Origin of the sequence: Tolypothrix bouteillei VB521301 (genome assembly GCF_000760695.4) — a bacterium.
Lineage (GTDB): Bacteria > Cyanobacteriota > Cyanobacteriia > Cyanobacteriales > Nostocaceae > Scytonema > Scytonema bouteillei_A.
This window is the reverse complement of sequence record NZ_JHEG04000001.1, coordinates 1,794,543-1,819,974: the sequence shown is the minus strand read 5'-3', so window position 1 is coordinate 1,819,974 and position 25,432 is coordinate 1,794,543. Positions and strand designations below refer to the sequence as shown.

Annotated in this window: 22 protein-coding genes and 1 pseudogene; 15 read left to right on the top strand and 8 right to left on the bottom strand. The window is 41.7% G+C overall.

The features are described 5' to 3' along the window. The first annotated feature begins 57 nt into the window (after positions 1 to 57). Positions 58 to 1,068, top strand: a complete 1,011-nt coding sequence (locus HC643_RS07340; RefSeq protein WP_038087308.1) for a TAXI family TRAP transporter solute-binding subunit — start codon at positions 58 to 60, stop codon at positions 1,066 to 1,068. Positions 1,069 to 1,260: 192 nt separating this feature from the next. Here the strand turns inward: HC643_RS07340 and HC643_RS07335 are convergent, their stop codons facing one another. Then, complete coding sequence (locus tag HC643_RS07335; RefSeq protein WP_038087305.1) at positions 1,261 to 2,124, bottom strand: alpha/beta fold hydrolase; 864 nt, start codon at positions 2,122 to 2,124, stop codon at positions 1,261 to 1,263. 140 nt (positions 2,125 to 2,264) lie between these two features. Between HC643_RS07335 and HC643_RS07330 the strand changes: the two genes are divergently transcribed. The 7 genes from HC643_RS07330 to HC643_RS07305 all read left to right on the top strand — a co-directional run bounded on the left by HC643_RS07330 (position 2,265) and on the right by HC643_RS07305 (position 7,144). Next, positions 2,265 to 3,080, top strand: coding sequence for a DUF1206 domain-containing protein (locus tag HC643_RS07330; RefSeq protein WP_038087483.1), 816 nt, complete (start codon positions 2,265 to 2,267; stop codon positions 3,078 to 3,080). Positions 3,081 to 3,175: 95 nt separating this feature from the next. Continuing rightward, the gene (locus HC643_RS07325; RefSeq protein WP_038087302.1) at positions 3,176 to 4,336 is read left to right on the top strand and encodes a glycoside hydrolase family 10-like protein; all 1,161 of its coding nucleotides are present in this window, start codon (positions 3,176 to 3,178) and stop codon (positions 4,334 to 4,336) included. A gap of 18 nt (positions 4,337 to 4,354) precedes the next feature. Continuing rightward, positions 4,355 to 4,783 (top strand): C6orf136 family protein, encoded by a 429-nt coding sequence (locus HC643_RS07320; RefSeq protein WP_050046322.1) that lies wholly within the window; start codon positions 4,355 to 4,357, stop codon positions 4,781 to 4,783. A 1-nt stretch (position 4,784) separates the two neighbouring features. Beyond that, the gene (locus HC643_RS07315; RefSeq protein ID WP_038087299.1) at positions 4,785 to 5,489 is read left to right on the top strand and encodes a diacylglycerol/polyprenol kinase family protein; all 705 of its coding nucleotides are present in this window, start codon (positions 4,785 to 4,787) and stop codon (positions 5,487 to 5,489) included. Between the two features lie 323 nt (positions 5,490 to 5,812). After that, positions 5,813 to 6,652, top strand: coding sequence for an RpnC/YadD family protein (locus HC643_RS07310; protein WP_336604302.1), 840 nt, complete (start codon positions 5,813 to 5,815; stop codon positions 6,650 to 6,652). Positions 6,653 to 6,690: 38 nt separating this feature from the next. Continuing rightward, positions 6,691 to 6,819 carry a hypothetical protein gene (locus tag HC643_RS42025; protein WP_272899723.1) on the top strand — a complete coding sequence of 43 codons (129 nt, stop codon included), beginning with the start codon at positions 6,691 to 6,693 and terminating at the stop codon, positions 6,817 to 6,819. A 40-nt stretch (positions 6,820 to 6,859) separates the two neighbouring features. Further along, positions 6,860 to 7,144: a hypothetical protein gene (locus tag HC643_RS07305; protein WP_050046323.1), complete on the top strand. Its 285-nt coding sequence runs from the start codon at positions 6,860 to 6,862 to the stop codon at positions 7,142 to 7,144. Between the two features lie 75 nt (positions 7,145 to 7,219). Here HC643_RS07305 and HC643_RS07300 read toward each other — a convergent pair whose 3' ends face one another. Then, entirely contained in the window at positions 7,220 to 8,710 is a 1,491-nt protein-coding gene (locus tag HC643_RS07300) for a carotenoid oxygenase family protein (protein WP_038087292.1), read from the bottom strand. Between the two features lie 75 nt (positions 8,711 to 8,785). Further along, positions 8,786 to 10,279, bottom strand: coding sequence for a folate/biopterin family MFS transporter (locus tag HC643_RS07295; protein ID WP_038087289.1), 1,494 nt, complete (start codon positions 10,277 to 10,279; stop codon positions 8,786 to 8,788). A gap of 174 nt (positions 10,280 to 10,453) precedes the next feature. On the opposite strand from HC643_RS07295, the pseudogene HC643_RS07290 reads away from it, so the two are divergent. Then, positions 10,454 to 12,446 (top strand): annotated as a pseudogene (locus HC643_RS07290) (AMP-binding protein). Between the two features lie 7 nt (positions 12,447 to 12,453). Here the strand turns inward: HC643_RS07290 and HC643_RS07285 are convergent. The 4 genes from HC643_RS07285 to HC643_RS07270 all read right to left on the bottom strand — a co-directional run bounded on the left by HC643_RS07285 (position 12,454) and on the right by HC643_RS07270 (position 16,696). Next, a complete protein-coding gene (locus HC643_RS07285; protein WP_038087285.1) occupies positions 12,454 to 13,656 on the bottom strand; it encodes a beta-ketoacyl-ACP synthase in 1,203 nt (400 codons plus the stop codon). Between the two features lie 196 nt (positions 13,657 to 13,852). Beyond that, positions 13,853 to 14,656 (bottom strand): peptidylprolyl isomerase, encoded by an 804-nt coding sequence (locus tag HC643_RS07280; protein ID WP_038087282.1) that lies wholly within the window; start codon positions 14,654 to 14,656, stop codon positions 13,853 to 13,855. Between the two features lie 170 nt (positions 14,657 to 14,826). After that, entirely contained in the window at positions 14,827 to 15,624 is a 798-nt protein-coding gene (locus tag HC643_RS07275; protein ID WP_038087279.1) for a peptidylprolyl isomerase, read from the bottom strand. Between the two features lie 475 nt (positions 15,625 to 16,099). Continuing rightward, on the bottom strand, positions 16,100 to 16,696 hold the full coding sequence (locus HC643_RS07270; RefSeq protein WP_038080110.1) for a photosystem I assembly protein Ycf4: 597 nt from the start codon (positions 16,694 to 16,696) through the stop codon (positions 16,100 to 16,102). A gap of 492 nt (positions 16,697 to 17,188) precedes the next feature. Between HC643_RS07270 and psbD the strand changes: the two genes are divergently transcribed. From psbD to HC643_RS07255, 3 genes are all read left to right on the top strand, one after another. Next, complete coding sequence (gene psbD, locus HC643_RS07265; protein WP_038080114.1) at positions 17,189 to 18,247, top strand: photosystem II D2 protein (photosystem q(a) protein); 1,059 nt, start codon at positions 17,189 to 17,191, stop codon at positions 18,245 to 18,247. After that, positions 18,231 to 19,619 carry a photosystem II reaction center protein CP43 gene (gene psbC / locus HC643_RS07260; protein ID WP_038080117.1) on the top strand — a complete coding sequence of 463 codons (1,389 nt, stop codon included), beginning with the start codon at positions 18,231 to 18,233 and terminating at the stop codon, positions 19,617 to 19,619. The genes psbD and psbC overlap by 17 nt, the downstream gene beginning before the upstream one ends. Before the next feature lie 335 nt (positions 19,620 to 19,954). Then, complete coding sequence (locus HC643_RS07255) at positions 19,955 to 20,719, top strand: sporulation protein (RefSeq protein WP_038080121.1); 765 nt, start codon at positions 19,955 to 19,957, stop codon at positions 20,717 to 20,719. 142 nt (positions 20,720 to 20,861) lie between these two features. Here the strand turns inward: HC643_RS07255 and HC643_RS07250 are convergent, their stop codons facing one another. After that, complete coding sequence (locus HC643_RS07250) at positions 20,862 to 21,902, bottom strand: sensor histidine kinase (protein WP_038080172.1); 1,041 nt, start codon at positions 21,900 to 21,902, stop codon at positions 20,862 to 20,864. 606 nt (positions 21,903 to 22,508) lie between these two features. Between HC643_RS07250 and HC643_RS07245 the strand changes: the two genes are divergently transcribed. The 3 genes from HC643_RS07245 (at position 22,509) to HC643_RS07235 (ending at position 25,416) form a co-directional block, all read left to right on the top strand. After that, on the top strand, positions 22,509 to 23,528 hold the full coding sequence (locus HC643_RS07245) for a glycosyltransferase family 2 protein (protein WP_038080123.1): 1,020 nt from the start codon (positions 22,509 to 22,511) through the stop codon (positions 23,526 to 23,528). A 37-nt stretch (positions 23,529 to 23,565) separates the two neighbouring features. After that, a complete protein-coding gene (locus tag HC643_RS07240) occupies positions 23,566 to 24,408 on the top strand; it encodes a phytanoyl-CoA dioxygenase family protein (protein WP_050046324.1) in 843 nt (280 codons plus the stop codon). Positions 24,409 to 24,513: 105 nt separating this feature from the next. Next, positions 24,514 to 25,416 carry an aspartoacylase gene (locus tag HC643_RS07235; RefSeq protein WP_038080126.1) on the top strand — a complete coding sequence of 301 codons (903 nt, stop codon included), beginning with the start codon at positions 24,514 to 24,516 and terminating at the stop codon, positions 25,414 to 25,416. Positions 25,417 to 25,432 lie beyond the last annotated feature (16 nt).

The following is a 25,432-nucleotide window of genomic DNA, read 5'->3' as shown; positions in this document are numbered from 1 at the left end:
TAATTTAGGATTTTCATAGCGTCTTTCACCTGCTTTTACGCGTAAATGTTCGCAAGTATGTCTAACCTCAAAAAGGCTTTATTCCTTGGATTTCTTGCCTTATTAACAGCTTCTATAGTTGTGTTAGGAAATTTGGTAACGGGAAACCCTGTTGTTGCACAGCAAGGTTCGTTATCTTTTCTAACAACAAAGCAGCCAAGTCTTTATTACCAAGCTGCAACGGAGCTAAACGAAGTTTTGAAAAACTCTGGATTTAATTTAGCAATTAAAGAAGGGTCACCAGGTTCCTTTCAAAATTTGATTGAAATTGGTAATGGAAGATCTGATATGGCGTTTGCTCAACAAGACGCTTTCTATCTACTTCGCAATACTGGCGATAAAGATGTAGCCAAGCTAGCTGAGAATATCCAAATTTTTGCGCCTGTCAGCAGTGAAACCATTCATCTTATTGTTAATACTTCATCAGGAATCAAGAATTTCGCCGACCTTAAAGGTAAAAATGTGGCTGTAGGTTTAGAAAACTCTGGAACTTATGTTAGTGCTATTTTTCTCTATCAACTTCATAATTTAGATGTCACTCAGGAATCTCTTGTACCAATGGATATCAAAGAATCCATCGCAAAAGTGAGCAAGGGAGAACTAGACGCAGCGTTTTACACAGCTGGTCTGGGGACTCCTTTGCTAAAAAATATTTCTGCTAAGGATGGTTCCACGCTCAAATTGCTACCAATCAATCAGCAGGAATTTACAATTCCTCAGCAATCTTATGCAAAGGGTTCTGTTCTTTACACTCCTCAAATTATTCCTGCGAATATCTATCCTTGGCAAAAAACTCCGGTCAGCACTGTTGCTAGTAATTCCTTCATTTTTGTTAAGAGATCGCTCGATCCCAAACAAATTTACGATCTGGCAAAAGCATCATACTCTCGTGCTTCTCAACTTAGGAAAAAGGACGCCTTCTGGAAACTCTTTAGTATTACAGAAGCTAAAAGTCCTCGTTTTAATGGCATAGATTACCACCTGGGTGTCAAAAATTTTCTGAAAGAAATTAGCGATCGGCGCAGGTAATCTGCTCAGAAAGCGGACTTCTTAAAGAAAGCTGTTGGCGAACGATCGCTCAGACCCCTACCTCTCTATGTTCTAGTGGCTCAGCCACCGGAACATAGAGAAGAAAAATGAGTTGACTCATCAGAATTAATGCGATCGACCACTAACTGTATCTTTAAAGAAGTTGGGTTTCTTGCAGCCTCTTCCAAAAAATCAGCTTTTTAAAAACTCACGCATATACTGATTGACTACTTGAGGCTGCTCTTGCTGTACCCAATGGCTGCAGTTGGGAATGTATTTAATTTGCAAATCTCTTACATAAGCTTCCGTACCGTAGGTCAGTTCTTTACCAAGAGCAGTATCATTTTCTGCCCAAATCATTAATGTTGGCACTTCTAAAACACCCCAACTGGTATTGAGTATTTTTTGTTGGGAAATGTTGCGGTAGTAATTTAACATTGCTGTTAAAGCACCTCGTTTTGCTGCTGCATTTTTATAAGCTTCAATATCTTCTTTAGTAAAAGCATTTTTGTTAATTGCCAAACCTCTAAAGGCATTTTCTATGGCTTGATAATCTGAAGCTTGTATGAGAAATTCTGGTAAACTGGGAAGTTGAAAAAAGAAGGCATAAGAACTGCGTAACAACTGTTGTGGAGTCTGCAATCCTTCACGGAATTTTGCAGGATGGGGCAAATTGAGGATAATTAATCTTTCTATCATCTCAGGATAAGAATAAGCGAAATTCCACGCGATCGCACCTCCCCAATCATGTCCCACTAAAGTACACTTTTCATATCCTAAGCCTGTAACAACTCCCTCAATATCCCTAACAAATTCATCCATTACATAAGCCGATTGATTTTTTGGCTTATCACTGTCATTGTATCCCCGCAAGTCAAGAGCAACGACTTTAAAATCTTTGGCAAATTCTGGTATTTGATGACGCCAGGAATACCAAAATTCAGGAAATCCGTGCAACATCAACATTAAAGGACCCGTACCCTGAGTTACATAATGCAGTTTCACCCCGTTGGTAAGAATATATTCGTGCTTCCAAGTCTCTTGTGTAACAAACATTTTTAGAATCCTCTAAGTGTTTCTTTAATTTTATTAACTAACTTCTCAACTAACTTCTTACCTTGGCTTTTCCCTTAGATAGATGCATGACTTGAATGGAACTGATAAATATTTACCCAGAATTACACTATTTAAATAATATGGCACAACAGCTAATAGGTTACCGCTCAACATGGATTGAGAAACTGGCTCGATTTGGTTATATCTCTAAAGGAATAGTTTATAGCATTGTTGGACTGCTAGCAGCACAAGTGGCTTTTGGTAGTGGTGGAAAAACAACCGATACTCAAGGAGCGTTGCAAACAATTGTTAGTCAACCCTTTGGGAAGTTTTTGCTTGCTTTAGTCGCAATTGGGTTAATTGGATATGTCATTTTGCGTTTTGTACAAGCAATCAAAGATCCAGAAAATAAAGGTACTGATGCTAAAGGATTAGCACAGAGAATTGGTTATGCAATTAATGGTTTTATATATGCTGGTCTAGCTTTGAGTGCTGTACGTATTGTCTTGGGAAATAGCAACTCTGCGAGTACTAACTCTACACAAGATTGGACAGCAAGACTTCTTTCTCAGCCGTTCGGTCAATGGTTAGTTGGTACTATAGGAGCATTGACTATTGGCTTGGGTTTCTACGAATTTTATCAAGCCTTTAGTGCAAAATTTCGACGACACCTTAATCTAAGTGAATTAGATGATTCAGAACGAAAGTTGGTCATGGGTATTTCTAGATTTGGTTTACTAGCGAGGGGTATAGTTTTTTGTATTATTGGTTGGTTTTTAATTCAAGCTGCAACATTGTCAGATGCTAGTAAAGCAGGTGGGTTGGATTTGGCTTTGCAAACGCTAGCACAACAACCTTACGGTCCCTGGCTTTTAGGTATTGTTGCGCTGGGTTTGATTGCATATGGCATTTACATGGTTATTCAAGCGCGATACCGTCATGTCATGACGCGTTAAGGAGGTTAGTCGTTAGGTTAGTTGTTATTTGTTAGTGGTATGACAGCTAACCACTAACAACTCACAACTCACAACTCACAACTTACAACTCACAAATGACAAATCACAACCCAGAAATACGAGGCGTTTGGCTGACCGCTACTGATAGCAAAGTTCTCAATTCACGGCAAAACATTGCAGAAGCAATGCAATTCCTTGCTGAAACGGGTTTTAATGTTGTTTTTCCCGTAGTTTGGACTAGAGGAACAACAATATACCCGAGTCAAGTTATGCAACAAACCTTTGGTACAGACATTCAGCCGCTTTTTACTGGACGCGATCCTCTAGCAGAATTGATTGTTGAGGCGCAACGGGTAGGGCTAAAGGTGATTCCTTGGTTGGAATATGGATTTGCGAGTTCCTACAACTTGAATGGTGGATTACTCCTCGCAAGAAAACCAGAATGGGCGGCGATTGACAGTGAGGGTAATTTACTGAAAAAAAACGGTTTTGAGTGGTTAAACGCTCTTGACCCAGAAGTTCAAAATTTTATGTTAAGCTTAGTGCTGGAAATCGTTAAAAATTATGCAGTAGACGGTATTCAAGGTGACGATCGCTTTCCTGCTTTGCCAAGTGAAGGTGGTTGCGATCGCAAAACCGCAGACAAATATCGCCAGCAGTTTGGGGAAGAACCTCCGACAAATTCCCAAGACAAACAATGGCTGCGATGGCGTGCTGATATTCTGACTCAGTTTCTAGCCCTGTTGTATCAAGAAGTAAAAGCTGTCAATTCCAACCTAATAGTGTCTGTTGCTCCCAATATTTATGACTGGGCGTATAAAGAATACTTACAGGATTCTCCTACCTGGATAGAAAAGGGGTTAGTAGATATTATTCATCCGCAAATTTATCGACGAGACTTTGCTGCATATAAAGGAATTGTCGATCGACTCATCACGGAGCAGTTCACGGACGCTACACTGCCAAGATTAGCACCAGGGATTCTCATGAAAGTGGGTTCTTACCGCATCAGCTCGCAGTACCTATTACAAAGTATTCAGTACAATCGTACTCTTGGTATTTCAGGTGAAGTCTTTTTTTTCTATGAAGGTTTGCGAGAAAACAATAATGCTCTAGCGCAAGTGTTGCGACAAGGTCCCTACTCTCAATGTGTCGCATTTCCTTCCCTATTAGACTTAAATCGAGGTAAAGTAATCAATAAACCTTCATTTTCTGTTTTTCAAAAGCTACAAGATTTTCTGAAGAATCTTTTTTAGGATTTGGGGAGTGATGGTGTGGAACGGGACTTTCAAGTAGAAAGAATTATAGAGACTCTCAAACAAGATTTACCAACATTGTTTGAAAAAGATATATCTTACGACATTTACACGCAAGATATATCTTTTCAAGACCCCGTGAATAAGTTCAAGGGGAAATTAAGCTACCGCATCATTTTTTGGACTTTACGATTCCACGCACAACTTTTTTTTATTAAAATTTTCTTCGATTTACATGAAGTCTCTCAATCGGACAAGGATACCATCTTAGCAAAATGGACTGTTCGCGGTATTTTGCGTGTTCCTTGGAAAGCTAAACTCTATTTTAATGGTTACTCAACTTACAGACTCGACAAAAATGCTTTAATTTACGATCATACCGACACTTGGGATCGAAAACCGGGGGAAATTTTGCAACAATTTTTTCAGAAAGGAGGAGATCTTTAAAATGTTATCTCTAGCCTTAAACGTTAGCCCGTTACTAGGAAATTTGATAGCTACAGCACTAACATTTGTTTACGTATTTGGATTGCTAGCAATCTTGAATTTTGGTGTTTTGAAACTTAAATTACCACAAGATATTAGTCGAAAAATTGTTCATATTGGTGCAGGCTCTACTATTGGATTTTTAACTCTTTATAACGATCTCCACTGGTCTAAGTATATGAATGTAACAATTTTTGTAGTGTGGATTGTGCTTTTAGTTCAGAAAGGTCTGTTTGCCAACCCAGATGATGAAGCTGTGATAACTATGACGCGCACGGGAGATAGGCGTGAACTTCTGAAAGGACCGCTTTTTTTTGTTATTGTTGCCACTCTTTGCGGTACTTTCTTGTATAAAAATTTTGCGGGAATTGTGGCGATGGCGAGCCTGGGTTGGGGTGATGGTGTTGCACCAATAGTTGGGTATCGAATTGGCAAAATAAAATACACGATTTTAAGTTCCAAAACACTAGAAGGTAGCTTTTCAATGTTGATTTTTGCCTTCGTTGCTAGTGTCTTTTTTGTTTGGCTTGTAATACCGAATCAAGTTAATTTGACAAGGATTTTTTTCCTAGCAGTCATTGCTACTCTTATAGAAGCTTGTAGCCCAAAAGAAGTTGATAATATTTTGATACCAACAGGAGTTGCGATCGCAGCAAATTTCATCTGATACTCTCACCTCATACAAGGCAATTCCCCTGAAACTGCAAGCAAAAATAATTGCCGCCTTACTTTCAATATTACCATTACCGTGGCATCAAGAGTTGATGGTGCTACTGTCTGCCTAACTTTAGATTACTGTATGCGACGTGATTTTGCGGAGACATGATATTATATTATATACCATATATATAGTAGTGTATGTTTCATTAAACAGTAGACTTCAAGTAAGGCATTGTAAAGTAAAATGACAAGATTTCCTTACGATCAGTTTGCAAGGACTATCTTCAGGAATTATTATCACCATTAGGCTCAGTAGAAACAAGTAGAGATGTGGCAGGAGAAGTAAGAGAAATCGATGTTTACTTTGCACCATCATCCCAACCACAAATTGATAAACAAATACTGGGTTTATTAGGAAGATTTACTGATACGGCAGCACTAATCGAACCTTTCCGTAACGCGGTAACAAAGTCAGAAGTTCGCAGTTGTATGGGTAAGTTATTTGATACTTGTGCCCGCCTCGAACGCGAAGCAAAACGTAATGAAACAAGATTAGATGAAGATTCTTTACCAAGGTTATGGATTCTTTCCCCTACAGCCAGTGAAGATTTTTTAGAAGGATTTAACGCAAAACCTGATGTAGAGAACTGGTTGCCTGGGATATATTTTCTCGGAGATTCTTTAAGAACGGCAGTGGTAGTAATTCATCAATTACCAGTAATTCCAGAAACACTTTGGTTGAGATTATTGGGTAAAGGAAGAGTACAACAACGGGCAATTGAGGAAGTCAAGACACTGGATGTTAAAAATCCTTTACGTGGTAAAGCTATAGATTTATTGGCAAATTTGAAAACTACTTTAGAAGTAAGTCAGAATTTAGATGTAGAAGATAGGGATTTAGTTATGCAGTTATCACCAATTTATGAACAACGCTTGGCAGAAGCTACACAACTTGGTAGAGAGGAAGGTAGACTAGAAGGAATACAGCTTGGAGTTCAAAATGAACGTCGCACAACTATAGAAAACTTACTTAGAGTTCGGTTTAAGACTTTAGATAACGAGCTACAAACAATTATTGAACCTTTATTAGCATTACCACCTGAAGAATTTACTTCTTTATTGATACAATTATCTCGTGAGGATTTATTGAGGAGATTTAGTCAACAATAAAATAACATTTACCAGATAGTGCCATATTCATTCCAATCATGGCAATGTTTGATTGGAAATTGGTATATAGCAGTGCTGGTAAGTACAACGTTACTTTTACTGCTACTGATGATGGTAACGGTACTGATACAAACAAACCAACATCCATATTTATACACCGAAGATAGAGACTTAGTTATGCAGTTCCGATAGATTTATGAACAACGTTTGGCAGAAGTTATACAACTTGGTAGACAGGAAAGGATTGAGAGAGAACGTCGTATTATAGAAAACTTACTCCAAATGCGGTTTGGGACCTTAGATAACGAGCTACAAGCAATTATTGAACTATTGTTAGCATTATCACCAGAAGATTTCAGGACTTTAGTACTACAATTGTCAAATTTATCCCCTGAAAAATTATTAACTTTGTCTAGTCAACAGTGCATTATTAGGCACTTTACAACAGAAAGCGCACCCAAAAACCAATATGAGGGTTTGGTTCGCCATTAATACTCGCGAACCACTTTTCCTTTTCCACATCCGGTGAAAAGTCAGGCAAACTGACCACCAATTATTATGCAATTTTTAAAGAAAACATTCCGAGACAAAGTTACCGTGTAAACCATAAGGTACATGGTGCTTGAGATGCAATTTTGCGATCGCACCCCGCTCAAAGTCTTTGGCGTCTAAAATAACGACATCCGAACGATGGTGGGTAGAATCGTACACCAAACCCACTACCCAGCCGTCATCTTCTCTTTCAGAACCCCGACGCGGTACAAAAATAGGTTCGCTAGCAAAACCATGAGGTGCGGCACTCCAAAGTTGTCGCTTGCCAGATTCTAAATCAACTTTCAAAAATGCCTGCAATGGTGCGTTCCCACTCCTTGCGTGTGCTGCACCCATATATAAGTAACGGTACGGACGCCCAACTTTGTCGGCGTGCATGGTAGGAAACTCACAGCACTGGCTTTCCAGCAACTGTCTTTGCACGGTTTTCTGTTTGAGATTGAGATGGAAGCGCCACAATTGTCCCGGTTGAAGGGCATCAAAATCAACTTCCCGAAAATCGCTTTCCGGTTCCACTTCTGGAAGCGATTCGTAACAAATAGAGTCAACCACAACTTCATCCCCCACTTCAAAAGCGTTGGCATGGTGGAACACAAACCCAGATTGAGTTTCTATAATCTGAACTCCTTTCTGTTTCGGGTTGCGGGAAATAATGATGATGCGAGTCGGTTGGTGTGGCTGAAACTTAATACACTCTCCAGCACCACGCATTCCCAACACAAAAGGTAAGGGATTGAAGGTTACGGGATTCTGAAAGAAGATGCAGTAATTTGGAGTGATAGCAAAATCGTGGATAAAAGCAAAACCAGGTACGCTGTGAGGGTGTTTGCTAACGACTTCGCCTTTATCGTTTAGCTCAAAAATAGTAATTGTTGTGGAGAGTCCCGGCTTGATAGAAAAGTTAACCAGTCGTGGCATCCCATCATCACTAGAACTGGGGTCAAAACGGGGATGGGCGGAGAAAGCCTCACCTTCCGATAAAACACCATTAAAGTGTTCTTTTCCTAACGTCTCTAGTGTGTAAGGATCGAGGCGGTGGGGGTCAGCTGCTTCCCACAGAGCAAGCAATTTTCCACCCCAATAAATTACGTTGGTGTTGGCAATATTTTTAAGCCGGAAATCAAAGGCATTTGCCAGCACGCCACCGGGCTTTTGCGTACCAAAAACACCCCGGTAGAGAATCTTACCAGCTTTCTGTTCTTCTAAGTACGCAGCCGTGCGAACATGGCGGTTGCTGAAATGGGCGCGTCCATCAAAAAAGGTGACACGAGAAATCATGCCATCCCCATCAAAAGGGTGATGAATGCGTTGACCGTTAATGTCTAGCAATCCCGGACCATTTCTAAATAAGGTGCCGTGAAGTTCCGGGGGAATTTCCCCTTCTATATCATCAATCCAATAATCAAACTCTTGTTTGAGAGACTGATACCCTGCTTGCCAACTAGCGCGAGTGTATGATTTTTCTGGAACCGTAGAGGCTCTTTCGTAGAGTTGAAAAGACTGCATATTGTTGGTAGTTAATTGTTATTTGTTAGTGGTTAGTGGTTGGTGGCTTACTACTAACGACTAACCACGAACTCGTTATTCAACTGATTCTGGCTGTTGTACTCTTAACTCAGACAATAATTCAGGTATAAAAGGTTGTTCTCCTTCTATAGTGGGAACTGATGGTAGTATTTGTGCGGATGCAGATTGTAATTTTTGTGTTTCTGATGTCTCAGTTGGAGAGTCGGAGGAAGGTAACCATTTAATAAATGGCAATGGTAGCAACGTGCTGAAGTTTGTAATCAGAACTAACAACCATAAAGAATCAAAATTCGATTCGGTGATACCCATCAAGTGCATCAATCCCGCCCCCAATTCGTAGGAAACCAATCCTGCTAAGTTTGTGACGGACATTAGGAGGGCAAATAATGTTGCTTCCACACCTGCGGGACAAAGCCTTGCGGCTAGTACTAAAACGGGCATATAAGCAATTTGCCCCATAACAGTTAAAATGAGACTGTCACCCAAACTAAACCAGTGGTCATCTATACCTAAAGCGCGGTTGGTATGAGTAACTAGCAGCAGCATTGTCATTCCTAACACTGCTGAGAGGACTGTACTCCAACCAAAAATCACTCTGTAGGGAACAGTTTTGAGGAAACGCTGAAAAATCCAAATCCCAATCAAGGATGCAACACTTGTTACCAAACGCACCCGTCCTAAAAATTCGGGTTCAAAGTGCAGTTCGTTGGTAGTAAAGAAGAAGAAGGCTGAGTCTGCCGTTGGTGTGGCTTGCCATAGGAACAGAAATAATGTCGGTAGCCAAATTGCTTTCTGAGTAATGGCTTTACGCAGTTGTCCGACTTGATGCTTGATGTTAACAAAATGTGTACGTTCGCCCCTGGCGCAAGCCGTACCCGGCTTATCGCTGTTATTTACGTCTCTAACAATGGGTGATTCAGCAATCAACCAAGCCACAGCAGAGACAAGCAGCGGGAATGTTGCCGTGATCCAAAATACGGTGCGGGTAGTGAAGTGCTGTAGTAACAAACCACTAAAGTACGCTGTAATCAAACTTCCTAAAGCGGATGCACCCCAAGTCAAAGACTGTAGAGAACCTGCTTCTGCTTGGGATTCCGTTCTTGCTCTTTCGACCACTAATGAGTCAACAATGACATCACTGACAGCAACTGAAAGGGAACCCAGTGCGATCGCCAGCGTAGCAGCTATTGGTGTATGAACGACTGTGGCAAGACTAACCCAAGAAGTTGCTCCCAGTATTCCTGACAGCACTAAATAAGGTCGGCGTCGGTAGCCAAATATTGGCAACCCATCCGAAATAAAACCAAATAGCGGCTTGATAATCCAGGGAAGAGCAACTATACCTAACAGTGCCGAAACTTGAGCTGGGGTTAATCCCAATTCATCCTTAAGGAAGAAGCTAACGGCAAGACGTGCTAATCCTAAAATGCCTTGAACAAAGTAAACGGTAAGAATGGCGACTAACTCGGTAGTCGGTTCGTTACCGAAAAAAACTTTTTCCCTTACTGAGTCTTTGACCTTGGACAAGCCAGAGGAAGAAACCAGCATTGATAAATAATTTTTAAGATTTATCGACTTTTATATATCATATCTATTTTTTGTGAAGAACGTGTGGAGATGCAAAACCTTCTCAAGTACGGTTCAGCGTAATGGTCTATGGGTATCGAGCAATAAGTCACGGGGATGACTTCAGCCTCACAATCAAAATTTTTTTGTGCTTCTATGGTAAATTCTTCGTCTGTCTCTAACTACGCATTACACTTCACTCAGCAAGAGCAAATAGCTATAAAAGATTTGGCAGATTACTCTTCTATAGAGTTATTACCTGATATTTGGCAACTGGCACACGAGCAATTTGGTCAAAGTACTGCCCTTGTCGATCCCCATGCCAGTCCAGAAAGCGTTTTTACATACACTCAATTGTATCGGCAAATTCAATTGTTCGCGGCTGGCTTACAAGCATTGGGAGTGCGATAAGCCGGGTACGGCTTGCGCTTCGCGATCGCATTCTAGCCCTGGAGAGACAAATATACCTTACATCGCTCTGTTTTCAGACAACAGCCCCCGTTGGTTTATTGCAGATCAGGGCATTATGCTGGCTGGTGCAGTTAACGCGGTGCGGGGTTCTCAAGCAGATCGAGAGGAGCTACTGTTTATCTTGGCAGACAGTAGCAGCAACGCTTTAGTTGTAGAAAACTACGCAACATTAGAAAAATTGTGTCCACAGATATATTCTTTACCAATTCAGTTTGTCGTCCTGTTATCTGATGAAGAGCCGAATCATGATAATACTCTGAAAATACTTAACTATCAGATGCTGATAGCACTCGGCTCGACGTATTCCCTACAGAAAGTCGATCGAAACCGAGATTCCTTGGCTACCCTCATGTATACCTCTGGAACAGGTGGCAAACCTAAGGGAGTTATGCTAACTCATAGCAACTTTCTACACCAAATCGCAACTCTTGGTGTGGCACTTCAACCGCAAGTAGGAGATCGCGTACTTACGCTCTTACCAACATGGCATGTTTACGAGCGCTCCATAGAATACTTTTTTCTTTCTCAAGGTTGTCATCAAATTTACACTAACATCCGTTATTTCAAGCAAGACCTCAAAGACTTTAAACCCAGGTACATGGCTGGTGTACCGCGATTGTGGGAATCACTTTATGAAGGAGTACAAAAGCAGTTTCGAGAACAACCTCCAAATCAGCAACGGCTAGTTAACTTTCTCCTAACTATGAGCCAACGTTATATAGAGGTTCGCAGAATTGTGTCTGGATTGGATCTCAATCAGGGTAACTTGTTACCTTTCAAAAGCCTATTAGCCAAAATTCAAACATTTGTTTTTTTACCGTTTCACGCTTTGGCAGAACGGCTGTTGTATCAAAAAGTTATTGCTGCAACTGGTGGTCAAATTAAGCAAGTCATTAGCGGTGGTAGTTCCTTAGCAATGCATTTGGAAAACTTCTTTGAAATAATTGGTTTTCAAATTCTCGTCGGCTACGGCTTAACAGAAACTGCTCCTGTGGTTACTATCCGTCGTCCTTGGCAAAATTTACGTGGCTCATGTGGATTACCGCTTCCAGGTACAGAAATTAAAATTGTTGACCTTGAAACCCGTCAACCTCTCCCAACCGAAAAAATTGGTTTAGTTTTGGTAAGAGGACCGCAAATTATGAAGGGCTATCATAATAACCCCGAAGCAACAGCCAATGTTATTGACTCAGAGGGTTGGTTTAATACTGGCGATTTGGGTTGGTTAACAGCCGACAATGATTTGGTGCTGACAGGAAGAGCAAAGGATACGATTGTTTTAACGAATGGGGAAAATATAGAGCCTCAGCCAATTGAAGATGCTTGTCGGCGGAGCCCTTATATCGACCAGATTATGCTAGTGGGACAAGATCGCCGAGCTCTTGGAGCTGTAATTGTTCCTAATTTGGATGCTTTACAGCAGTGGGCTGCTGCTAACAACTTGAATTTTCAAGAAATTGACCTCAACAGTAAAACAGTTCAGAACTTATTCCGTCAAGAATTAATTCGTGAGGTGCAAAACAGACCGGGCTACTGTGCTAGTGACACCATTGGTTCATTCTACTTGATTCTTGAGCCATTTTCTATTGGTAATGGCATGATGACCCAAACAATGAAAATACGGCGTCCAATTGTTATGGAACGCTATCGCGATACCATTAACAAATTATTTGCTTAACAAAATATTAAGAGTAGTGGTTTTTTGCCAAAGCCACTACTGCATTTTGCCCGCCAAAGCCAAAATTCAAACAAAGCACGTTGTGAATTTTTCTCGGACGTGCTTCTTTTACCAAATCTAAATCGTATTCAGGATGGCTCAATCCAACACAAGGAGGTATAATTTGATGCTGTAATGCCATGAGAGAAAAGGCAACACCCAAGGCTCCCGATGCTCCTAAAGTATGACCTGTAGCTCCTTTAGTTGAACTCACTGCGACACCTTGCGGAAACAAATGTTGTATAACTTTGCTCTCCATGCGATCGTTCATTTGCGTTGCTGTACCGTGCGCGTGAATGTAATCAATATCATTGAAGGTTAAGCAAGCCCGATTTAAACATTGTGCGATCGCTAGTTTTGCACCCCTTCCTTCTGGTTCGGGAGCGTTAGCATGATATGCATCTGCTGTCAAAGCAAAACTGAGGATTTGACCGTAAATTTTAGCTTGACGCTGTTTTGCCAATTCCTCTGACTCTAAGACAAAGACAGCACCGCCTTCTGCTAACGCCAAACCTTCTCGGTTTAAATCAAAAGGATAAGCTCCTGTTTTTGCTAAAGCCCCCATTTGTTGAAACCCAGTCAGGGTGAGAGGTGTTACCGACGCTTCCACTGCACCTGCGATCGCTCGCTGACATTGTCCGGTTTGAATGAGATTGACTGCTTGTGCGAGCGCCCAAATTCCCGTAGAGCAAGCAGCCATAGGAACTAACACGGGTCCACAAGAACCAATGTGGCGTGCGACAGCGATCGCGTTCATGTGGGGCAAAGTTTCTAACCAATCTTCCAAGCAGACACTAGGAGAGTGAGAAGACAAGCAAGAATTGTCTACCTTGTCCCCCTTGTCTACCTTGTCCGTTTTTTCCCACATCTGTGCCATCTGCTCCCACAAACCTTGATTGCTGCGGCTCGAACCAATAACAACTCCACAATCAACTAAAGGTAGGAATAGCTTGGCATCTTGTAACGCCAGAGAAACAATTAACTGAGTCAGTGTTCTTAATCTCGCTGGTTCTTCCTCAATCATCCCCAGAGGATAGGGTTTTAATTCTGGAAACGGTTGAAACAGCTTAATTCCAGATTTACCCGCAATTAACTGTTGCCAGCTTTCCTCTAAACTTTTACCTAAAGCGGAAACAAGACCAATACCAGTAACAACAACTTTTTTGCTCATTGCTAATTGCTAATTGCTAATAGCTAATGGCTAATAGCTAATTGTGTGTCAGCTTAGTACTTCAGCTTGTTCCCAGGCTCCGCCTTCTAAGACGGATTCCTACGCAACGCATGGAAACAAGGACGAAACATCAACAACCTGAGAAGGAGAATAATGATTCAAATCACTATGAGCCATTAGCAATTAGCCATTAGCCCTACTTCAAATTTTCTGCACCTTGAGTGACTTTAGCAGAGTCAATACGATCCCCTTGCTGGATTTTATCAACTACGTCCATTCCTTCTCGAACATAGCCAAACACAGCATAACTACCATCTAGAGGCGGCAAATCGGACAAAGCAAAGTAAAACTGAGAGGATGCAGAGTCAGGCATTTGCGATCGCGCCATTGCTACCGCACCACGTTTATGTTTTAGTACGGGTTGTTGAGTAACTGCTGCATCTTTAAAAGTTTTACTATACAGTGGTTTTTCTGAACCGAGCGGTTTAATTTCTAAAGGTATGTAACGAATTTTATTTGTTTTTGGATCGATAAAACTACCCGTACCTAAATCGGTGACTGGTACTTTCGGGTCTTTACTTTGAGGATCTCCACCTTGCACCACAAAAGGACTTGGATCTCGCTCAACTCTGTGAAACATCAGCCCGTTGTAAACACCGCGCTGAACTAGATCTACAAAATTACCTGCAGTGATCGGAGCGTTAGTACCATCCACATCGATAGTGATGGGTGAACCTTTGACTATCATCACTACAGTTGCCTTACCTTCTAGCCGTGGTAATTCTTTAAATCCGGGAATACTCTCGCTACCATTTTCCGATACAGTTGTTGTTTCTGGACTCGCTGTCTCGCTACCTATCGCAGTTGATGACTCGGAACTTGTTTGAGTCGGAGTAGATGTTGGAGAAGAATTGGAAGCTACCTGCGATGTTGTACAGCTGGTGAACAGAAACGCACTGCAAATGAAAACGAATAAAAATTTAGAACAGTTTAACCGCATTGCTTAATACAAACACAATCAGTTTATACTAACCTCATTTGCTCGTGGCTAATGGCTAACGGTGAGACCAGCCCTGAAGGCGGGTTTCCCGCCGTAGGGGACTGGCGAACCCGAAGGGCGAACCCGAAGGGCTAATTGTCCAACAGCCATTAGCTATTAGCCCTTAGCTATTAGCCTTTAAAGTTTTCTGCACCTTGAGTGACTTTAGCCGAGTCAATGCGATCGCCCTGTTGAATTTTGTTGACAACGTCCATGCCATTGGTAACATAACCAAAAACAGCATAGCTGCCATCTAAGAAACTCAGGTTGTCTAGAGCAAAATAAAACTGGGATGATGCAGAGTCAGGCATTTGCGATCGCGCCATTGCCACTGCTCCTAGCTTGTGCTGAAGTACAGGTGGTTTATTAACGCGTGCCATTTCAAGAGTTTTGCTGTAAACTGGCTCCTCAGCTCCTTGGGGCTTAATTTCCAGAGGTATGCGACGTTCTTTACCAGTTTTTGGATCGACAAAACCGCCTGTTCCCAAACGGTTTGCTGGTACTTTTGGGTCTTTACTTTGAGGGTCACCCCCTTGAACCACAAACGGTTGGGGCTGGCGGACAACTCTGTGAAAAACCAAGCCATCGTACACGCCTTTCTGGACTAAATCTACAAAATTGCCTGCAGTGATAGGGGCATTTGTACCATCCAGTTCAATGGTAATAGGTGAGCCATTAACAGTCATCACTACAGTTGCCTTGCCTTCTAGCCGTGGTAATTCATTCATTCTGGGGGTACTCTTTTTTGTAAGTTGAGATACAAGGGTTGCTTGTTTGGTTAAATTCCCGAGATTTGACTGGGTAGTTGCTTGCGTCAGCATGAAAGTTGGTAGAGCGCTAGCTACAGATGGCTGAGTAAAACAACCGCCAAGCCAAAAAATTCCAACTGTCAATAAAGCAACTGCTAATTTGGAAATGTTAAACCGCATTATCAAGTACAGCAGCGACCAATGTATCTTACCAATTGCTAATGGCTAATGGCTAATAGCTAATGGCTAATGTGAGACCAGTGCTGTAGGCGGTGAGACCAGTGCTGTAGGCGGGTTTCCCGCGCCCTGGCAACTGGCGAACAAGGGAGGGGTTTCCCGCGCCCTGGCAACTGGCGAACAAGGGAGGGGTTTCCCGCGACCACCGGGACTGGCGAACCTGGAGGGGTTTCTCGCGTCTTGGCTACTAGCGTATAGCCCTTACGGGCATAGCTTCGCATCGCGAAGTGTGTCGCGTCGGCGACGAAAGCGTCTCGCGTCTCCGATAGGAGATACCCAGAGCGGTCTTCCACGCTAGGAGACTGGGGTATAGCCTGTAGCAACGAGTAGCGTCTCCCTAAGGAAATCGCCGAAGAGCTAAGGGCAATCTTGAATATCAGCCATCAGCCATTAGCCATTAGCTATTAGCCATTAGCTACTACAGTCCTTCCAAAGGTACTTCCAAAAAGCGTGCCAATTGAGCGCCTTGAGTTTCCAACTCTTGCAATGCGATGGGTTGACCGACTGGCGATAAAGGAATGTCTCGACGACCCTTAACGCGTAAGTAAAGTGCTCGACGGGGATTAAGGCCTTCTCTAATTTCTACTCGAACTGATTGTACGTCTTGCGTGCTGCAATCAATTTCTATACGACGGTTTTTGCCAGGAAAGCCCCAGCGAAAAATTTTTACTTTTCCTGTTTCTCGATTGAAATCGTTGTATCCGCCGCCTATGTCCCAAAGAACTGTTAACCACAGGTAAAGGGCTAATAGTATTCCGGCAGAACCGTACAACCCCATGACTAATCCTTGGGGATAGAATACCAGTTGCGTTGGGTCAGTTACTAGAAGTAAATTCACTTTTAGATAACTTGAAACTCCAGCTAGCAAAAAGCCTGTGGCTCCCATTGAGACTACAGTTGCCCACCAGTAGTTACTGAACCGACGGGAACCGAGAACCTTTTGATGAAGAACGTTTGAAGTAGAGTTCCCCTCTGACGGGAACTCGCCTTTGTTGATGGTTGTTGATGCCGTCATCGAACTGAACTACCTTCTAATTCAGGGGTCAGGAATTGGGGGTTAGGGGCTAGGGTGTAAACTTTCGCCTCTTGCAAACAGCTTTTCCCTAATTTGGGTGCTCCTTTTCTCCAGTCTGCCACTGGAGCACGTGTATTGCAAGTTTTGTGAGATTTCTGAGAAAAGTTGTGTCAGATTGTAAAAATTCTGATATTAATCATAAGTAGAGGATTTGTGCTTTATACCTAATTTTTAAGTGTTAATCGAGCACAAAGCCGAACTAATGTGATAAGTTAAGAATCATTAAGTTTCTGCAAGATGGATTACCAACTGGTAGAAACTGTTGTGACACTAGTGTAAGCAACCTCAATGAGGTTTTATGAGAGACTTAAACTACTTAAGGTAGTAGTTTCTCACAATAGTCAGTTGCTTTGAGGCATCTGTCAGTGTCATAAACAAAACCTTAATTCCTCAAAAAGTTGCAATTTTAGTAAAAAAGAGGATTTTAGTCCAATGACCATCGCAGTTGGACGCGCCCCCAGTACAAGAGGGTGGTTTGACGTTCTAGACGACTGGTTGAAGCGCGACCGTTTCGTATTCGTAGGTTGGTCGGGGATACTGTTGTTTCCCTGTGCATTCCTCGCCCTCGGCGGTTGGCTGACCGGTACAACATTCGTAACAAGCTGGTATACACACGGCTTGGCGTCCTCCTACTTGGAAGGATGTAACTTCCTGACAGTAGCAGTATCCACACCAGCAGACAGCATGGGACATTCGTTGTTACTGCTGTGGGGACCAGAAGCACAAGGAGATTTCACCCGTTGGTGTCAGCTTGGGGGGTTGTGGCCCTTCGTAGCGCTACACGGAGCCTTCGGTCTGATCGGGTTCATGCTCAGACAGTTTGAAATCGCCAGACTCGTAGGGATTCGTCCATACAATGCGATCGCGTTTTCCGCGCCGATAGCAGTGTTCGTGAGCGTATTCTTGATGTACCCCTTGGGACAATCATCCTGGTTCTTTGCACCAAGCTTTGGCGTCGCAGCGATCTTCCGCTTCTTGCTGTTCTTGCAAGGGTTCCACAACTGGACACTCAACCCATTCCACATGATGGGAGTGGCTGGTGTACTCGGTGGAGCGCTGCTGTGTGCGATCCACGGAGCAACAGTAGAAAATACTCTGTTTGAAGACGGCGAAGGCTCGAACACATTCCGCGCCTTCAACCCCACCCAAGCAGAAGAAACCTACTCCATGGTGACAGCAAACCGTTTCTGGTCACAGATTTTCGGGATTGCGTTCTCCAACAAGCGCTGGTTGCACTTCTTCATGTTGTTTGTACCAGTGACAGGTCTGTGGATGAGTGCTGTTGGGATTGTCGGTTTGGCACTTAACCTGCGAGCATATGACTTCGTGTCGCAAGAATTGCGTGCGGCAGAAGACCCAGAATTTGAAACATTCTATACCAAAAACATTTTGCTGAACGAGGGTATCCGCGCTTGGATGGCTCCTCAAGACCAGCCTCACGAAAAATTTGTATTCCCTGAAGAGGTACTGCCCCGTGGTAACGCTCTCTAATAGACCTGCAGTGATGGGCGCAGGACGCGACCAAGACTCCACCGGTTTTGCTTGGTGGGCTGGTAACGCCCGTCTCATTAACCTCTCCGGTAAACTTTTGGGTGCTCACGTTGCCCATTCTGGTTTGATTGTTTTCTGGGCTGGAGCAATGACCTTGTTTGAGGTTGCTCACTTCATTCCTGAAAAGCCCATGTACGAGCAGGGCTTAATCCTGCTACCTCACCTAGCAACCCTTGGTTGGGGTGTTGGTCCTGGTGGTGAAGTTATTGATACCTTCCCCTACTTTGTCGTTGGTGTATTGCACCTTATTTCTTCGGCAGTACTTGGTTTTGGCGGTATCTATCATGCCATCCGAGGTCCAGAAACCCTAGAAGAGTATTCTTCTTTCTTCGGTTACGACTGGAAAGACAAGAACAAGATGACCAACATTATCGGTTTCCATCTCATCATCTTGGGATGTGGCGCTCTGCTGTTGGTACTAAAAGCGATGTTCTTTGGCGGTTTGTATGACACTTGGGCACCTGGTGGTGGTGACGTTCGTGTTATTACTAACCCAACACTGAATCCTGCTGTGATCTTCGGTTATATACTGAAGTCACCCTTCGGTGGTGAAGGTTGGATTGTCAGCGTTGATAACCTAGAAGACGTTGTTGGCGGTCACATTTGGGTTGGTTTCATCTGCATCGCAGGTGGTATCTTCCACATTCTCACCAAACCTTTCGGCTGGTCTCGCCGCGCTTCAATTTGGTCTGGTGAAGCTTACCTCTCCTACAGCTTGGGCGCTTTGTCCTTAATGGGCTTTATCGCTTCCTGTATGGTTTGGTTCAACAACACTGTTTACCCAAGCGAATTCTACGGTCCTACTGGTGCTGAAGCGTCTCAAGCTCAAGCTTTGACCTTCCTCATCCGCGACCAACGTTTGGGTGCTAACGTTGGTTCCGCTCAAGGTCCAACGGGTCTTGGTAAATACCTGATGCGCTCTCCTACAGGTGAAATCATCTTTGGTGGTGAAACCATGCGCTTCTGGGATTTCAGAGGTCCTTGGCTGGAACCTCTAAGAGGACCTAACGGTCTTGACTTAGACAAAATCAAGAACGACATTCAACCATGGCAAGCTCGTCGTGCTGCTGAGTACATGACTCACGCTCCTTTGGGTTCTCTGAACTCCGTAGGTGGTGTAGCAACAGAGATCAACTCCTTCAACTACGTATCTCCTCGTGCTTGGTTGGCGACTTCTCACTTTGTACTGGCATTCTTCTTCTTAGTAGGTCACCTATGGCATGCTGGTCGCGCTCGTGCAGCTGCTGGCGGTTTCGAGAAGGGAATTGACCGTGAAACTGAGCCCGTATTGTTCATGGGAGATCTTGATTAATAAATTCTTTCATCACTGATAATCGGGTTAAAGCTTCTGCTTCAAAGCAGGAGCTTTTTTTTATGAATTATGAATTATAAATTATGAATTATGAAAAAAGAGTTTTCCCTAACCCTTACCTCTTCCCAGACAAGAGAGCATCCTTACACTCAACTCCATTGAGGTAGAAGGGCTGGGGTGATGGGTATGTTTATCTCATAATTGAAAATTTAACAATATCATTACAGACAAATTAGGGATTGGTCAGTTAAGCTAGGTTTAATATATGAAAGAAATTAGTTCCATACAGGCTAAACTTCATAATTCATAATTCATAATTCATAATCCTTCCTTCTATGTTTAAAAAGTTTTTAGCAAGTGTAGGTATTGGTGCTGCAAAAGTTGATACACGCTTGTTTAATGATTCCGTTGTGCCTGGTGATTTGCTAGAGGGTGAAGTTCATATTATTGGTGGAGATGTCGCGCAAAATATTGATGATATTTACTTGAAATTGGCGACTGAGTACAAGCGCGAAACAGAAGACTCTACTTATCATGAAGAATGCGTGATGGTTAACTATCGTTTATTGGAGCGATTGAGCATTCAACCAAAAGAGGAATTTGTTGTACCATTTTCACTCCAACTTCCCTATGAAATGCCACTTAGTTTGGGGGGTACTCCTGTTTATGTGAGAACGGGATTGGACATTAAAACTGCTATCAACCCTAAAGACAGGGATGCGTTGGAAGTTAGACCTCACCCTTTAGTACATAGAGTTCTCGAAGCAGTAGAGAAACTGGGTTTTCACCTCCATAAAGTAGAGTGCGAATACGCCGATCGTTTTGGTGGGGCTTATCCTTTTGTGCAAGAGTTTGAGTTTCGTCCTGTAGGAAACTACAGAACTCAATTAGATGAGTTAGAAATTATTTTTAACTTAAGCCCCCATGAACTAGAAGTTTTAATGGAGATTGACAAACGGGCCCGTGGCTTTAAGGGTTGGTTGGATGAAGCGTTTAATGTTGATGAGCGCTTTGTAAGGTTTTATTTGACAGAATCAGATCTCTATGACACGAATGTAGAAGCCATGATTGATGATATTATCCACAATCACATACATTGAACTACTATAGCAATCCTAAATCATTAGCTATTAAGTTAAATTTAGAGCGAAGGCAAAAGTAATAAATCTCTTCCGCCCTTTATCTCTGCCTTTTCTATTGAATCGTCCCCAAGCACTAACCTCTATCCCCTCATACCTGTTTTCAAACCAATGGCAACGAGAATTGGAATGTGCTTCCCTCATCTAGCTTGCTCTGTACCTGGATCTCGCCTCCTTGTAACTCAACAAGACGGTGCGAGATAGCTAAACCAATTCCAGTACCTCCAGGGCTGAGAACACGAGAACGATCCGATCGCCAAAAGCGGTCAAACACAAAGGGTAGATCCTCTGGACTAATGCCCTGCCCTGTATCAATAACTGCAATCCATAATTTAGGAGATTCGCTCCAAACTCTTATCATTATGGTACCTTTAGGAGTGTAACGGATTGCATTGCCAAGAAGGTTTACCAAAATTTGCTCAACTCTTTCGGGATCGGCAGAGACTAGGGGAAGATTGAGCGGACAATCCAAACGTAACACCGGACCTTCTTCTAAAAGTTGATCCGAGAAGCGCTGAATCAAAGACAGAAACAATGGATATAAATTAACAGGTTGTATATTGATAGGTAAATATCCTGCTTCTGCTTTAGAAAGTTCTTGTGTATCATCAACTAACCGATGCAATCGCGTTGTTTCCCTAGCCAATCTCTGAAAAACTTCTACCGAAGGCTCAATTGTACCATCTGCCAAACCCTCCAAGTATCCCTCTAAAATTGTCAGTGGGGTACGAAGTTCATGGGTTAAGTCTCCTATAAGTTCTCGACGGCGCTGTTCCACACCTTCAAGATTAGCTGCCATTCTATTGAAGCTGATGGCAAGACGGTTTAACTCTGGAATCTCATTTTCAGGTATTCGCGCTTTTAAATCTCCCTGTGCGAATTGCCGAGTAATTTTTTCCATTTGATTGAGAGGTTGTACAATTCGTCGGGCAACTAGATAACTTAAGCCACTTGCGACAGTTGCACCTATTAATATAGAGCACCAAGCTCCTCTGTTCCAGGCTGTTTCAAACTCCTCAACTAATTCATGCCGAATTTTACTTAAGTCAAATCCCCTACCCTCTAGAGACTTTAAATGCAATCCAAACAGTTGGGGCGAGAAGAACCTGCCTACCATAACTAGGGTGCTCAAGCCTACTAACATGACAAGAACGTGGGAAAAAAGTAATCGCGATCGCAGGCTAACCTTACTCACTTTTTGTCTAAGTATCGGGGTTTTTCCATTTATAACTTACTACAGCAAAGCTATTTCAGCAAAAATTAGATGAATTAAAGACTCAGTATTTTTACAGATTTTCTCTTTACTACTTTAAAAATATTACATTCTGGAAACTTCTTTACAGAAAATTTAACTCAGTATTTTTACAGATTTTCTTTTTACTACTTTAAAAATATTACATTCTAGAAACTTCTTTACAGAAAATTTAATAAAAATCGGGTTATTAACATCAGAAATTAATCTCAAAGATAGTATTATAAAGTTAATTTTTTTACTAAAAATATAAAAAAATATTTTTTGAAATCAACAACTTGTCACATTTTCGTCATAGAATTTACACAGATTTGTTAAGTGAGAATTGTAAGCTTTCATATAGCAATGGGGAAATTACGTATAACATAACTGAATAACTCTAAAAACTATCAGTTAATGATTTCCTATTTCAATTGCTTCTATTGTGAGATATAGCAAAAATCAGAGCTAGTCTCTAAACATGGGATTCAAGAGTACTTATCACCAACCGTGAAAACTGTGAATAAATTACTGACTATCGCTATACCCACTTACAATCGCGCAGAATTACTTGACCGCCAATTGGCATGGATTGCTCAAGCCATTCAAGGTTTTGAATCTGAGTGTGAAATTTACGTTTCGGATAATTGTTCCACTGACAATACTCAAGAAATTATTAAAAAGTGGCAGACAAAACTCAATCATATTACATTTAATGCCAATAAAAATCCTGAGAATTTAGGTGTAATGCCTAATATCATAAACTGTCTAAAATCTGCAAAAACAAAATATGTTTGGGCAATTGGAGATGACGATCCAATTGAAAATGAAGCAGTACCGTATATTTTTGAAAAAATTAAAAAATATGAGGACTTATCACTCTTATTTCTTAATTTTTCCGGTCGTAACAAAACAACTGGCGAACCAGTTCATCCACCTACAATAATTGGAAATCGTTGGTTTGATATTGATAGTGAAAATGGCGATCGCGACGGAAAAGCTGTCTTTGAACACTGTTTTACTAAGAGCGTGGGAGCAGTCATTTTTCTAACAGCTTCTATATACAGAACCGATTTGGTGCAAAGTGCTCTTCAAAAATGGGAAGACGCTGCACAAAACTGGATATCTTTAGCGTACATAGCAGGTTACTGTGCTGCTAACGGTAGAGTCATCGTAACTAAAAAGACTTACGTAGAATGTATTGTTGGGGTAAGCTATTGGCAGAAAGAACAAAAGTCAGCACTATTAATGCAATACAAACATATAACTGAAGTGTTGATGAAACTGGAACAAAACGGCTATTCCAAGCAATATTGCAGGCAAATGGTTTGGAGGAGCTTCCAAGAAGCTAACTGGAAAGTGCTCTTTGGTGCATTGAGAAGATGGCCCATGTTTACGATAAAGACTGTTGTTCCCTTCTTTACTCTAGTTGTTTTATCTGTTTTAGATATAATGGGTAATCGGGAGATGTCTGTAGGAGAATATGCTGAGTTATCCACTAAGAGTTTGTCTAAAAATGGGGTATCATCTATAAACTAAAAAACCAAAAATATGCACTTTAGCTAACACTTACGTCATGATTAACAACATTGCAAATCAAATTAAAAGAAAAGTCAATGACTTACAGTCTGAATTAATTTACAAGACAGAGCTTATTAAGTACGCAGGAAAAGTCCCTGTGTTAGAAGAGCGCGATCGCAAAATTGTAGATGCTCTCAAAACAGAGGGAGCTTATGTGACCTCTCTTGAAGAATTGGGTATAAGCACTACTTCCACACTTCTCAAAGCATCAGATGAGCATCTGTCTGGGATGTTATCGGTAAATCAAACAGGTAAAACGGAAAGATTACCGCAAATTTATACGATGACAGATTTTCCAGAGTTTTCTCAATGGGGAAAGGAAAAAAGACTACTCTCCATAATTGAAAACTATATTGGACTTCCAATTGCCTTTCACGGGGTCCATTTGCGTAAAGACTTTCCTAACGAGAACCAATTTGGAACTCTTCTTTGGCATAAAGATTCCGAAGACCGCCGTATTATCAAAATTATTATTTATTTAACTGATGTAGAAGAGCATCACGGACCTTTTGAGTATATCCCCTTATCTTTAACCTCAGCGCCTAGCTTGAATTATTACCGACTTTATTACAAACTGTGGAGGTCTAATTACGTAGGCATTAACGATGAACAGGTGCAAGAAATTATTCCTAAAAAGTACTGGAAATCGTGTCCCGGACCCGCAGGTACAGTTATTTTTGTAGATCCGCGACGTGCTTTACACCATGGAACTTTAAGAACACAAGATAGGTCAGCGCTGTTTTTTGTTTATACTGCTAATCCCCCGCAACGCCCGGAATTGTGTACTCAATATTGGGACGATACTTTCCCCAAACCACAAGTCTTGTGTAAAAATTAACATTTGCCAGATCTCCGACTTCTTGAAGAAGTCGGAGAGATCGGGTGCTGAACTTTCTTCGTATATGTTTATATACTTGAAGAAAAGTTCTGGATTGCATAACTTATGACTAAAATTAAACGGGTTGCAATAGTGGGCGGAACCCATGGAAATGAATTTACAGGAGTCTATTTAATCAAAAAATTTGAAAAAGATCCTGCTTTAATTCAACGCCCTAGTTTTCAAACATTAACATTATTGGGAAATCCCAGAGCTTTTGAAGAACGCAGGCGATATATTGAAAAAGACTTAAATCGTTGTTTTTTGAAGCAAGACTTACAGGATACAACTTTATCTAGTTACGAAGACACTCGCGCAAAAAACATACAACAACTTTTAGTCCCAAAAGGGAACTCCCAAGTAGATGTCATTATGGATTTACACTCGACAACTACAAACATGGGACTCAGCATTATTTTGCAAAACAAGCATCCTTTCTTACTTAACTTGGGAGCTTACTTAAGTTCGGTGAACCCATTGGTAAAAGTGTCCTGTCCTGCTTCCGATAAAGAAAGTAGTTTTCTCCGTTCTCTTTGTGAATTAGGCTTTGTTATTGAGGTAGGTCCGGTTGCACAAAGTGTTTTGAGTGCAGAATGGTTTCAAAAAACTGAAGAACTTGTATGTACTATCTTGAATTATTTAGAAGCTAGCAACCAAGGAACAGTACCACAATCTCCCAGTACAGTCACTGTTTATCTTATTACCAGTAATGTAGATTATCCGAGAAATGAGAGGGGAGAAATTCAAGCAATGATTCATCCTCGGCTTCAGTTTAGAGATTACCAACCACTTCATCCTGGCGATCCAATGTTTCTGACTTTTGATGGTCAAGACATTCCTTATACGGGAGAATCCACTGTTTATCCCATATTTATCAATGAAGCTGCATACTATGAAAAGGGAATTGCCATGAGTTTCACCGAAAGGCAAGAAATCTTACTTTCTAGCAACAACCTCATGGAGATGTAATCTTCACAATCAAAAA

Bases quoted from the DNA above. Each gene is read 5' to 3' on its own strand.
- HC643_RS07340 (WP_038087308.1), top strand. From the start codon at position 58: ATGTCTAACCTCAAAAAGGCTTTATTCCTTGGATTTCTTGCCTTATTA.
- HC643_RS07335 (WP_038087305.1), bottom strand. From the start codon at position 2,124: ATGTTTGTTACACAAGAGACTTGGAAGCACGAATATATTCTTACCAAC.
- HC643_RS07330 (WP_038087483.1), top strand. From the start codon at position 2,265: ATGGCACAACAGCTAATAGGTTACCGCTCAACATGGATTGAGAAACTG.
- HC643_RS07325 (WP_038087302.1), top strand. From the start codon at position 3,176: ATGACAAATCACAACCCAGAAATACGAGGCGTTTGGCTGACCGCTACT.
- HC643_RS07315 (WP_038087299.1), top strand. From the start codon at position 4,785: ATGTTATCTCTAGCCTTAAACGTTAGCCCGTTACTAGGAAATTTGATA.
- HC643_RS42025 (WP_272899723.1), top strand. From the start codon at position 6,691: ATGGCAATGTTTGATTGGAAATTGGTATATAGCAGTGCTGGTAAGTAC.
- HC643_RS07300 (WP_038087292.1), bottom strand. From the start codon at position 8,710: ATGCAGTCTTTTCAACTCTACGAAAGAGCCTCTACGGTTCCAGAAAAA.
- HC643_RS07295 (WP_038087289.1), bottom strand. From the start codon at position 10,279: ATGCTGGTTTCTTCCTCTGGCTTGTCCAAGGTCAAAGACTCAGTAAGG.
- HC643_RS07285 (WP_038087285.1), bottom strand. From the start codon at position 13,656: ATGAGCAAAAAAGTTGTTGTTACTGGTATTGGTCTTGTTTCCGCTTTA.
- HC643_RS07280 (WP_038087282.1), bottom strand. From the start codon at position 14,656: ATGCGGTTAAACTGTTCTAAATTTTTATTCGTTTTCATTTGCAGTGCG.
- HC643_RS07275 (WP_038087279.1), bottom strand. From the start codon at position 15,624: ATGCGGTTTAACATTTCCAAATTAGCAGTTGCTTTATTGACAGTTGGA.
- HC643_RS07270 (WP_038080110.1), bottom strand. From the start codon at position 16,696: ATGACGGCATCAACAACCATCAACAAAGGCGAGTTCCCGTCAGAGGGG.
- psbD (WP_038080114.1), top strand. From the start codon at position 17,189: ATGACCATCGCAGTTGGACGCGCCCCCAGTACAAGAGGGTGGTTTGAC.
- HC643_RS07255 (WP_038080121.1), top strand. From the start codon at position 19,955: ATGTTTAAAAAGTTTTTAGCAAGTGTAGGTATTGGTGCTGCAAAAGTT.
- HC643_RS07250 (WP_038080172.1), bottom strand. From the start codon at position 21,902: ATGTTAGTAGGCTTGAGCACCCTAGTTATGGTAGGCAGGTTCTTCTCG.
- HC643_RS07240 (WP_050046324.1), top strand. From the start codon at position 23,566: ATGATTAACAACATTGCAAATCAAATTAAAAGAAAAGTCAATGACTTA.
- HC643_RS07235 (WP_038080126.1), top strand. From the start codon at position 24,514: ATGACTAAAATTAAACGGGTTGCAATAGTGGGCGGAACCCATGGAAAT.